This window comes from Micromonospora sp. CV4 (genome assembly GCF_003667455.1).
Lineage (GTDB): Bacteria > Actinomycetota > Actinomycetes > Mycobacteriales > Micromonosporaceae > Micromonospora.
On record NZ_RCVI01000301.1, the window covers coordinates 1 to 10555 of the forward strand.

Sequence of the window (10555 nt, forward strand, 5' to 3'; positions counted from 1 at the left end):
CGGCACCACGGCGAAGGCGCGGCCGGCCCGGGCGCGCGTGACCGGCGGCGCCTTCGCCGTGGTGCCGACCCCCGACGACGGCCGGCGGCGCAGCGACCGGCAGGTCTGGGACGAGTCGGCCCGCCCGAGCGGGCCCACACCCGACCCGGCGCGCACGTACACCCCGCAGGAGCAGGCCAACGGCCAACACCTGGTGCAGGTGCACGACGGCCTGCGCGGCGAGCTGGCCCAGATCCACGACCTGATCGAGCAGGTCGCCGCCGGCGAGATCGACGCCGGGGCGGCCCGGTCGCACATCAACACGATGACGATGCGGCAGAACAGGTGGACGCTCGGCGCCTACTGCGAGTCCTACTGCCGCATCGTCACCACCCACCACACCATCGAGGACCAGGCACTCTTTCCACGGCTACGGCAGGCCGACCCCCGGCTCCGCCCGGTCATCGACCGGCTGGAGCAGGAGCACCACGTCATTCACGACGTCCTGGAGGGCGTCGATCGGGCCCTGGTCGCGTACGTCGGGGCGCCGGACGGGTTGGCCGAGCTGCGCGCCGCGGTGGACCTGCTCACCGACACCCTGCTGTCCCACCTCAGCTACGAGGAGCGCGAGCTGGTCGAGCCGCTGGCCCGGCTGGGGGTGAGCTGACCCGCAGCGATCCCGGCTCGGCCCGGGGGTTGCCCCGGTTGACGTGAGAGACTACTTTCGAAACATGTCTCTCAAGAACCCGTACGGAGATTTCGAGATCACCGAGCCGCAGGCGCTGCGGGCGCTGGCCCATCCGGTCCGGCTGGCCATCCTCGACCGCCTCCAGCGGCACGGCCCCGCCACCGCCACCGGGCTGTCGTCACACGTGGGCGCCACACCCTCGGTGGTCAGCTGGCACCTGCGGCATCTCGCGACGTTCGGCCTGGTCACCGACTGGGAGGGAGCCACCAGCAAGCGGGAACGCTGGTGGCAGGCGGCCGCCCGGGGCTTCCGCTTCACGCTGCCCGACGACGCCGAGGGGCAGGCCGCCGGCCGTCAACTGCGCGGCGAGATGTTCGCCCGGACCGCCGACGCGCCGCAGCAGTGGCTGCTGCACGACGAGCCCCGGTTGGACGCCGAGTGGCGCGGGCTGGCCGGGGTGGCCGACACCCGGTTCGTGGCCACCGCCGACGAGCTGCGGGAGCTGGAGGATGCCATCGAGCAGTTGCTCGCCCCGTACGTGCGCCGCAAGGACGAGCAGACGCCACCGGCCGGAGCGCGCGTCGTCCGGATGCTGCGCTACCTGCTGCCCGAGACCGGCGACGACGACCCGGCGACGCCGTGACCGCCGTCGGCACGGCACCCCGGCCGGCACTGCACCGCGACCGGCGGTTCCGCACCTTCTGGATCGGCGAGACGGTCTCCCAGTTCGGCGACCGGATCAGCGAGCTGGCCCTCCCACTGATCGCCGTCTCCCTGCTGGCCGCGACGCCCGCGCAGGTCAGCATCCTCACCGCGCTGATCTGGTTGCCCAACCTGCTGGGACTGTTCCTGGGCGCGTGGGTCGACCAGCGCACCCACAAACGTCGCCTGCTGATCATCGCCGACCTGATCCGCGCCGCGGTGCTGCTCAGCCTGCCGGTGGCGTACCTCTTCGGCGCGGTCACCCTCACCCAGCTCTACCTGGTGGCGCTGCTCACCGGCGCCGGGGCGGTGCTGTTCGCCATGGCGCGCCAGGCGTTCTTCGTCGCCCTGGTGCCGCCGTCGGCCTACATCGACGCGACCAGCAAGCTGAGCATGAGCCGGGCGGTGTCGTTCGTGGCCGGCCCGGCCGTCGGCGGGGGACTGGTCCAGGCACTGACCGCGCCGGTCGCGGTCGTCGTCGACGCGGTGTCCTTCCTCGCCTCCGCGCTGCTGATCGGCCGCATCCCGGTGGCCGAGGCGCCACCGCCGCCGCGGCGGACGTCCACCCTCGGCCTGGTACGCGACGGGCTCGTGCTGGTGGTACGCCACCCGGTGCTGCGCGCGGCGCTCGGCTGCACCAGCACCGTCAACTTCTTCTCGTTCATCGCGACCGCGTTGCTGGTGCTCTACGCCAGCCGCGAGCTCGACCTGTCCGCCGGCGCCATCGGCGTCGCGTTCGGCGCCGGTGCGATCGGCGGGTTGGCGGGCGCGGCGCTGGCACCCCGGGTCACCCGCGCCATCGGGTTGGGGCGTACCACGATGATCGGCGTCGTCCTCTTTCCCGCGCCGCTGGCCCTGACCGCGCTGGTGACCGGCCCCACCTGGGCGAAGGTCGCCATGCTGGCCGCCATCGAGCTGGTCTCCAGCGTCGGGGTGATGCTGATGGACGTCAACCTGAACGCCCTGCTCACCGCGGTCACGCCCGACGACGCGCGGGGTCGGCGGGCCGGCGCGTACAGCGCCGTCAACTACGGCATCCGGCCGCTGGGGGCCCTGGTCGGCGGCGCTCTGGGCACGACCATCGGGCTGCGGCCGACGCTCGTCATCGCGGGCCTGGGCGGCGTGCTCGCCGTGCTGTGGTTGTTCGCGTCGCCGGTGCGCCACATCGCCACCCTCGACGACGCGGTGACCTGATCGGCCCGTCGGGCGCCCACCAGGGGACGCCCGACGCGCGGAGCCGGGCCCGAACCCGGGCGGATCAGCCCGCTGCCTCGAGCAGCAGCCGGGCCAGCTCGGCAGGCTGGGAGACCATTGGCCAGTGGCCGGTGTCCATCGTGACCAGTCGCCAGTGGTCGCTGGTCAGCAACCGGGCCACCGTGTCTTTGGGCTCGGGCCCGTCGAGCAGGCACTTGACGTACGTGGTGGGCAGCTCGCCGAGCGGGCGGGTCAGCACGGCCGGCTCGGTCAGCGTGGCACCGGGGTGCGGGGTGAAGCCCTTGGTCAGTCGGGTGATCTGCTCCTCGGTGAGCCCCTGGCCGTCGAGATCGGCCGGGCTCGCCGGCGGCCAGTAGCCGCCGTTGTCGGCGATCAACGACTCCAGCGCCGCCGGACCCTGCCACCAGCCGGACGCGAACGACCCGCCGTCGACCGGCACCTCCGAGTCGACGAAGACGACCCGGGCCAGCCGGTCGCCGATCCGCTCGGCCGCCTGACCCACCGGGATGCCCGAGTAGCTGTGCCCGACCAACACCACGTCGCGCAGGTCGCGCCGCTCGATCTCACCGACGATGTCCTGCACGTGGGTCTGCTGCCCGGCCGGCACACCCTGCTTGTCGGCGACGCCGGAGAGGGTCAGCGGGTGGGTGCCGTGCCCGGCCGCGCGCAACGGCGGCAGCACCTCGTCCCACACCCACGAGCCCAGCCATGCCCCTGCCACCAGTACGAACTCTGCCATGGCCGCGACCCTAGCGCCGCCCCCCGACAGCGCCGCCGCTTCCGACCGGCGTGGCGGACGTCGGGTCACGGCCAGGTCCGGGCCTGGGCGGCGAAGACCTCCGGTGGGCTCTCCACCGGCAGGACGCAGACCAGATGCCCACCGGGCGCTCGCAGGACGCGGCACTCCAGCCACCGGGACACCTCGGTGGCGCCGAGGGCGATCAACCGCGCCGTCTCGGCTGCCACGTCGTCGGTCTCGATGTCGAGGTGGAAGCGGGGCGCGTCATCGACCGCCTGAACCGCCGTGACCAGGCCGGGCAGCGCCTCGTGCAGATTAGTGAACTGCGGCTCGGCGGGATCGGACCGGGTGCTGACGCCCAACGCCGCCGACCAGAACGCCGCCGCCCGGGCGGCCTCCGCCTCGGGAGCGTCGATCAGCAGGGCGTAGACACGGCTTCGGTGCATGCGAGGCAGGATATCGACGAATCGCGCGCCCGACCGGCCCGCGTCGCCCGGTCCTGCGCTCAGGGGTGGTCCAGTGCGGGCGGGCCGCCGTCGACCGGCATCCGGTAGATCCGGACCGGGTAGTCGACGGCGGCGTGCCCGCCGTTGAGCCCGGCGGTCAGGTGCAGCTGGGCGGCCGGCAGCCAGAGCCGGGCGTCGGCGTCGATCCACATCGCGTCCACCCAGGCCAGCCGGGGGTCGGCGACGAGCGTGCGCACGGTGCGGTCCGGCGCCAGGGTGAGGACGCGCCGTCGTTCCACGTCGCTGAGGTAGATGGTGCCGGCGGCGTCGATCGCCGTACCGCCGGTGCCGGGGCTGTCCCACCACGGTTCGACCCGTCGGCCCAACTCCTCGGCGGACACCGACGGGTCGTCCAGCCACCGGGTGGCGATGCGGGACATCCCGCCGGAGGCGGGTTGGTAGTACAACCACCGGCCGTCGGGCGACACCTCCAACTGGTCGGCGTGCACGTGGACCGCCCCGCCGTCGGGGTCGCGCAGCGGGCGGCCGTCCGCCACCAGAGGCCGGCCCACGGTGCTCGGATGCCCGTCGAGCACCCGCCGGACCTGTCCCGAGTCGAGGTCGAGCACGAGCAGGCCGGGCGATCCGGCGTCGGTGAGGTAACCGACGCCGTCGTGGAACCGGACGTCGTCGACGTAGCTGGTGGGATGCACGGCCGCGTCCAGGTGGTAAACCCGGTCGACCCGGTCGCCGTCCGGGTCGACCACGATCAGCCGGGCCCCGCCCGGCACCTGCCGGACGCCGATCCCCGGCGCGCCCGCGTCGATGATCCACAGCCGGCCGTCCGGGCCGGCCCGCAGCCCGTTGACGTTGACGAACGCCCCGTCCGGCGGCTGGTCCGTCGCGTTCCACGCGGCATCCGGGTACGGGACGCGCCGGCCGTCCGGCAACGCCTCGGCGACCCGCACGCCCGGCCGGTCCGCCGACGGGTAACTCAGGAAGACCCGCTCCCGCACGGTCGTCACGCCCGTGCACACCCGGTCCTCGGCGAGCACCGGCGTCAGTCGGAGATCCTCCTCGGTGGGCAGCGTGGCCACGGAACCGCTCCTCACTCGCCCGACGGCGCCCCTCGACTCCAACCGGTGGCCGAGGAACCGACCACCCGGCGCGCGGTATCCCCGGGTCGCGCTGCGCGAAACCGGTGGCCCGTGGGTCGCCAGCCCACGCGGTCGGTCGGGCCGCCCGGCGGGACGCTCAGCCGGGTGGCGCGGCCGGTCGGTCCACCAGGGCGGCAAGTCGCTTCGGGGCGAGCAGGCAGTAGCTCTCGGCCAGCAGCTCGGCAACCTCACCCCAGTCGATGCCCCCGTCCACGACCATGCCCAGCACGCTCGGGCCCCACGCCGGCTTGTAGAAGGGATGCCCGCTGGCCACCAGCCCGGCTATCTCGTCGGGTGGCGACCGGAAGATCAGCAGACAGGCCGGTTGGTCCACGTCTGCGGCGCGGGCATGGGCGACCTGATGATCGGGATCGACGGTGAGCACGTGGGCGAAGGTCCGCTTGCGGATCCGCCAGCGCGTGCCCACCCAGGCCGGCTCCTCGTAGGTCTCCGGCAGCTCGAGGCAGATCGGCCGGAGCCGGTCGAGGACCTCGGACGGGACGTCTCCGGGTTCGGTCACGGTCAGTGACCCTAGCCGGCCGGTACGACAGGTCACCCGCCTCGGCCGGTCCGGCCGGCGTACCTCGGTGTCGTCCACACGGGCCGGTCCCTGCGGCACGGGGCGACCCGGGTGGTTTCGCCGCGCGGGCCCGGGGGACATCTCCCGGTACTACATCGATGAAGGGAAATAACATGGTTGGCAGGCTCGGTTCCGACACCGCGACGGGTGTCAAACACCCGGTGAAGACGGCTGCACAGGTCGTCGGCGTGGTCTTCCTGCTGGTCGGCGTGCTCGGCTTCATCCCGGGCATCACCAGCAACTACGACACGATGATGTTCGCCGGCCACGAGTCCGAGGCAAAGCTGCTCGGCCTGTTCCAGGTGTCCATCCTGCACAACCTGGTGCACCTCGCGTTCGGGGTGGCCGGGCTGGCCCTGGCGCGTACGGTCTCCGGCGCCCGCGGGTACTTGATCGGCGGTGGCGCGGTCTATCTCGTGCTCTGGCTCTACGGGCTGGTCATCGACCACTCCAGCGGCGCCAACTTCGTTCCGCTCAACGGCGCGGACAACTGGCTGCACCTGTTCCTCGGCCTCGGCATGATCGCGCTCGGCGTGGCGCTGACCCGCCGGCCCGCCGACCGTCGCTGACCGTCGGGCCCACCCCGTCCGGCGTTGTCGTCCGCACCGCCGCGTCCCCCAGGGCGCGGCGGTGCCCCGCCGCCGGTGGTGCACGATCGGCCGATCCGTCAGGATGGGCCGGGGCGACGCCGGGCTGGCGCCCCGGACCGAGCCGCCCCCGTGCCCGAAGAGGAGTGCCGTGCCGTCCACCCTGCTCTCCCGCCGTGACCTGGATTTCCTGCTGCACGACTGGCTGCGGGTGTCCCAGCTGGTCGAACGCCCCCGCTACGCCGAGCACTCCCGGGAGACCTTCGACGACGCCCTGGACCTCGCCGAGCGGGTGGCGACCGAGCAGTTCGCGCCGCACAACCGGGCCGCCGACCTGGCCGAGCCCACCTTCGACGGGCAGCGGGTACGGCTGATCCCGCAGGTCCGCGCGGCGCTGGAGAGTTTCGCCGAGACCGGCCTGCTCACCGCCGGGCTGGACGCGTCCGTCGGCGGTCTGCAACTGCCGCACGCCGTCGCGGCGGCCTGCTTCACCTGGTTCCAGGCGGCCAACGTCTCCACCTCCGCGTACCCGTTCCTCACCCTGGGCAACGCCAACCTCCTGCTGGCGCACGGCAGCGCGGAGCAGGTCGACACCTACGTGCGACCCATGCTGGAGGGCCGGTTCTTCGGCACCATGTGCCTGTCCGAGCCGCACGCCGGCAGCTCGCTGGCCGACATCACCACCCGTGCCGAACCGCAGCCGGACGGCACGTACCGGCTCTTCGGCACCAAGATGTGGATCTCCGGCGGTGATCACGAGCTGGCCGAGAACATCGTGCACCTGGTGCTGGCACGGATCCCCGGCGGCCCGCCCGGGGTGAAGGGCATCTCGCTGTTCATCGTGCCCAAGGTGCTGGTCGGGCCGGACGGCTCGCTCGGCGACCGCAACGACGTGGTGCTGGTCGGGCTCAACCACAAGATGGGCTTCCGGGGCACGACCAACACCCTGCTCAGCTTCGGCGACGGCGGCCACACCCCCGCCGGCCGCCCCGGCGCCGTCGGTCACCTGGTCGGTCCACCACACCAGGGGCTGGCCCAGATGTTCCACATGATGAACGAGGCCCGGATCGGGGTGGGCGCCGGCGCCACCGCGCTCGGCTACACCGGCTACCTCAAGAGCCTGGCGTATGCCCGGGAGCGGCCGCAGGGCCGGCCGGTCGGCGCGAAGGACCCGGGCACGCCGCAGGTGCCAATCATCGACCACCCTGACGTACGACGGATGCTGCTGGCGCAGAAGAGCTACGTCGAGGGGGCGCTGGCGCTGGTGCTCTACTGCGCGCGGCTGCTCGACGAGGAGAAGACCGCCCCGGTCGAGGCCGACCGCGAGCGGGCGCACCTGCTGCTGGACGTGCTCACCCCGATCACCAAGAGTTGGCCGTCACAGTGGTGCCTGACCGCCAACGACCTGGCGATCCAGGTGCTCGGCGGGGCCGGCTACACCCGCGACCACGATGTGGAGCAGCACTACCGGGACAACCGGCTCAACCCGATCCACGAGGGCACCCACGGCATCCAGGCGCTGGACCTGCTGGGACGCAAGATGACCATGCACGGTGGGGCGGGTCTGACCCTGCTGACCTCGACGATCCGCGAGACCGTCGACCGGGCCGGGAAGGCCGGGGGCGAGGCCGCCGAGCTGGCCGACCGGCTGGCCGAGGCGGTGGACCGGGTCGTCGCGGTCACCCGCGGACTCTGGGCCGACGGTGACCCGGTGCTCGCGCTGGCCAACGCGAGCGCCTACCTGGAGGCGGTCGGGCACGTCGTGATCGCGTGGATGTGGCTGGAGCAGGTGCTGGCCCTGCCCCCGGAAGAGTCCGGCGACGCGTTCCACGCCGGCAAGCGGCAGGCCGCGCGGTACTTCTTCAGGGTCGAGCTGCCCCGCACCGGCCCGCAGTTCGACCTGCTGGACAGCCGGGACCGGACCACGCTGGACATGCGCACCGACTGGTTCTGAGGGGCCGGCCCCTCACCGTCGCCTGGTCTGGTGCTGCATGGCCTGCCGGCCCTTGACGACACCCAGGATGATCACGATCACCAGCGCGATCAACCCGATGATGATCAGCCAGCGGACCGCCTCGAGGATCAGCCCGAGCAGGATCAGCACGCCGGCGACCACGCCGACAACCCAGAGCAGCGCGCGCATGTCCACCTCCGGTAACCGGTCGCGCCCGTGGCGACGACGTCCGGGTCACCTTCCCGATCCGGACGAAACCATGCCCGAGCGCCGCGACGGGCGGCGGGGCGGGTGGAAACCGACCCGCCCGCGCGCCGCTTCATCGACTCAGGATCGCCGACGTGGGGCTGTCACCGACGACGGGATACCGCGATGTCGCCGACACCGTGTCGATCATGCGGTCGTGCGGGCTGGGTCGGCTCAGCCGGCCGTGCGGGCTGGGGCGGCTCACCCCGCCGTGCGGGCTGGGGCGGCTCGCCCCGCCGTGCGGGCCGGGCGGCTCACCACGCCGTGCGGACCGGGTCGCTCAGCCGGCCGTGCGGGCGACGTAGACGGTGTTGGCGGACTCGCCGCCGGTCAGCGGGTTGGCGAACGGCACGACGTGCGCCCGCGCGGTCGCGAACACCCCGGTGAGCGCCGCCGTGAACTCGGCGTCCGGCGGGTCGTCCGACCAGAGCGCGAAGACCCCCTCTGGGCGGAGCAGGGCGGCCAGGCGACGCAGCCCGGCCGGTGCGTAGAAGACGGCGTGGCTGGGGTGCAGGACGTTGCGCGGAGAGTGGTCGACGTCGAGCAGCACGGCGTCGAACACCCGCCCCGGCGCCTCGGCGTCGAACCCGGTGTCGCCGGCCACCGCGGCGAAGAAGTCGGCGTGGGCGAACCGGGTCCGTGGGTCCTCGGCGAGCCCCGCCGCGAACGGCAGTAGTCCGCGCCGGTGCCAGTCGATCACATCCTCGATCGCCTCCACCACCAGCATCGACCGCACCCGCGGGTCGTCCAGCGCGGCGCGGGCGGTGTAGCCCAGCCCGAGGCCGCCGACCACCACGTCGAGCGTGTCACCGGCAAGCTCGGCCAGGCCCAGCCGGGCCAGCTCGATCTCCGCGACCGGGAAGAGGCTGGACATCAGGAACTCGTCGTCGAGCTTGACCTCGTACACCTCGACCTCGAGCGCCGGGTCGCGGCGCCGGCGCAGGCTGATCGCGCCGATCGGGGTCTCCCGCCAGGCCAGCTCCTCGAAACGCGTGCCCACGGGTGCCCTCTCGCCGCCGGAATCGTCCCCGGATGGTACCGGCCCGACCGGCGGCGGCCACGCAGGGTCCACGGGACATCGACGCAGCGCTTATCCTGTGCCCGGCCGATCCAGCGGGAAGGGACCTCATGCCGTCGCGGCAGGACCAGCTGCACTCCTACCAGTTCAGCGTCCAGCGGGCGGTCGCCGCCCTGGTGATGCGCGAGACCGATCCGGCCCAGTCACCGTTCCGGCGGCTGGCCGGCGCCGCCCTGGCCAGCGTCCTGGTCGCGGCCATCGGGTTGGGCGGCTCGGCGCTCTACGGCCTGTTCGCCGGCGGCGGCAGCGGCTGGCGCGACCCGGGCGCGGTGATCGTCGAGAAGGAGTCCGGCGCCCGGTTCGTCTACCGTGAGCAGAAGCTGCACCCGGTGCTCAACTACGCCTCGGCGCTGCTGATCGTCGGCGCGGACCGCTCGAAGACGGTGCTGGTCTCCCGCCGGTCCATCGACGGCGTGCCGCGGGGGCTGCCGCTGGGCATCGCCGACGCGCCGGATTCGCTGCCCGCCCCGGGCCGGTTGGCCACGGCGGGGTGGACGGTCTGCTCGACGATCCCGGCCGGCGGGGCCGGCGAGGCGCCCCGCTCCGCGTTGCTGATCGGCACCGAGCCCGGCGGTGGCCGGCCACTCGGCGACGAGGCCCTGCTGGCGCGCCACCCGGACGGCGGGCTGCACCTGGTCTGGCACCAGCGGCGCTACCTGATCCGCGACCCCAACCGGGTGTTGGCGGCGCTGGCCACCACCCGGGCCCGGGCCGTGCCGGTGGCGCCCGCCCTGCTCAACTCGCTGCCCGCCGGCGCCGACCTGGCCCCGCTCGCCCTGCCCGAGCTGGGCCGGCGTGCCACCGGGGTGCCGGGCGCCACGATCGGCCAGGTGTACCTGGTACGCAACTCCGGGGGCGGCCGGCAGTACGCGGTGGCGCTCGACGCCGGCCTGGCCGGAATCACCGAGTTGCAGGCCGGGCTGTTGCTGGCCCGCACCGGGCAGGGCGAACCGGAACCGATGACGTTGGGCCGGTTCGCGGCGCTGCCCACGGCCCCCGACCTCGCCCCGAACGGCCCCACCGCACCGCCGCCGGCCCCGCCCCGGCTCGCGGCCGGCGACGGCGGGGCGTTCTGCACCCGGGTGGACGACGACGGCGGGGCCGGGGAGGTGCGCTGGGGCGTACCGCTGCCGGACCTGGCCGCCGTGCCGCGGACCGCGCCGGCCGGCGGCGCCGTCCTGGCC

The 10555-nt window shown here is 73.6% G+C and carries 12 protein-coding genes; 6 read left to right on the forward strand and 6 right to left on the reverse strand.

Features of this window, described 5'->3' with window-relative positions:
• From EAD98_RS20710 to EAD98_RS20720, 3 genes are all read left to right on the forward strand, one after another.
• Positions 1–646, forward strand: a 646-nt coding sequence (locus EAD98_RS20710; protein ID WP_147457454.1) for a hemerythrin domain-containing protein, incomplete at its 5' end; no start/stop codon positions are given.
• Positions 647–710: 64 nt separating this feature from the next.
• A complete protein-coding gene (locus EAD98_RS20715) occupies positions 711–1310 on the forward strand; it encodes a helix-turn-helix transcriptional regulator (RefSeq protein ID WP_121655704.1) in 600 nt (199 codons plus the stop codon).
• Positions 1307–2563 (forward strand): MFS transporter, encoded by a 1257-nt coding sequence (locus EAD98_RS20720; RefSeq protein WP_121655705.1) that lies wholly within the window; start codon positions 1307–1309, stop codon positions 2561–2563. Before EAD98_RS20715 ends, EAD98_RS20720 begins: the two co-directional genes overlap by 4 nt.
• A gap of 64 nt (positions 2564–2627) precedes the next feature.
• On the opposite strand, the gene EAD98_RS20725 is transcribed toward EAD98_RS20720, so the two are convergent.
• From EAD98_RS20725 to EAD98_RS20740, 4 genes are all read right to left on the reverse strand, one after another.
• Positions 2628–3323, reverse strand: coding sequence for an alpha/beta fold hydrolase (locus EAD98_RS20725; RefSeq protein WP_121655706.1), 696 nt, complete (start codon positions 3321–3323; stop codon positions 2628–2630).
• A gap of 65 nt (positions 3324–3388) precedes the next feature.
• Positions 3389–3769, reverse strand: a complete 381-nt coding sequence (locus EAD98_RS20730; protein ID WP_121655707.1) for a VOC family protein — start codon at positions 3767–3769, stop codon at positions 3389–3391.
• Positions 3770–3828: 59 nt separating this feature from the next.
• On the reverse strand, positions 3829–4866 hold the full coding sequence (locus EAD98_RS20735) for an L-dopachrome tautomerase-related protein (protein ID WP_121655708.1): 1038 nt from the start codon (positions 4864–4866) through the stop codon (positions 3829–3831).
• 157 nt (positions 4867–5023) lie between these two features.
• Positions 5024–5446, reverse strand: coding sequence for an MmcQ/YjbR family DNA-binding protein (locus EAD98_RS20740; RefSeq protein WP_121655709.1), 423 nt, complete (start codon positions 5444–5446; stop codon positions 5024–5026).
• 173 nt (positions 5447–5619) lie between these two features.
• Between EAD98_RS20740 and EAD98_RS20745 the strand changes: the two genes are divergently transcribed.
• Together EAD98_RS20745 and EAD98_RS20750 are read left to right on the forward strand one after the other, a co-directional pair.
• Positions 5620–6075, forward strand: coding sequence for a DUF4383 domain-containing protein (locus EAD98_RS20745; RefSeq protein WP_121655710.1), 456 nt, complete (start codon positions 5620–5622; stop codon positions 6073–6075).
• A 169-nt stretch (positions 6076–6244) separates the two neighbouring features.
• Entirely contained in the window at positions 6245–8047 is a 1803-nt protein-coding gene (locus EAD98_RS20750) for an acyl-CoA dehydrogenase (RefSeq protein WP_121655711.1), read from the forward strand.
• A gap of 12 nt (positions 8048–8059) precedes the next feature.
• On the opposite strand, the gene EAD98_RS31300 is transcribed toward EAD98_RS20750, so the two are convergent.
• Together EAD98_RS31300 and EAD98_RS20760 are read right to left on the reverse strand one after the other, a co-directional pair.
• Complete coding sequence (locus tag EAD98_RS31300; protein WP_167627024.1) at positions 8060–8236, reverse strand: hypothetical protein; 177 nt, start codon at positions 8234–8236, stop codon at positions 8060–8062.
• Positions 8237–8573: 337 nt separating this feature from the next.
• Positions 8574–9293, reverse strand: coding sequence for a spermidine synthase (locus EAD98_RS20760; RefSeq protein WP_121655713.1), 720 nt, complete (start codon positions 9291–9293; stop codon positions 8574–8576).
• A 128-nt stretch (positions 9294–9421) separates the two neighbouring features.
• Here EAD98_RS20760 and eccB point away from each other — a divergent pair.
• Positions 9422–10555, forward strand: a 1134-nt coding sequence (eccB, locus tag EAD98_RS20765) for a type VII secretion protein EccB (protein ID WP_121655714.1), incomplete at its 3' end; no start/stop codon positions are given.

Excerpts from the sequence above, each read along its gene's own strand:
- EAD98_RS20715 (WP_121655704.1), top strand. The coding sequence starts at position 711 with ATGTCTCTCAAGAACCCGTACGGAGATTTCGAGATCACCGAGCCGCAG.
- EAD98_RS20725 (WP_121655706.1), bottom strand. The coding sequence starts at position 3,323 with ATGGCAGAGTTCGTACTGGTGGCAGGGGCATGGCTGGGCTCGTGGGTG.
- EAD98_RS20730 (WP_121655707.1), bottom strand. The coding sequence starts at position 3,769 with ATGCACCGAAGCCGTGTCTACGCCCTGCTGATCGACGCTCCCGAGGCG.
- EAD98_RS20745 (WP_121655710.1), top strand. The coding sequence starts at position 5,620 with ATGGTTGGCAGGCTCGGTTCCGACACCGCGACGGGTGTCAAACACCCG.
- EAD98_RS31300 (WP_167627024.1), bottom strand. The coding sequence starts at position 8,236 with ATGCGCGCGCTGCTCTGGGTTGTCGGCGTGGTCGCCGGCGTGCTGATC.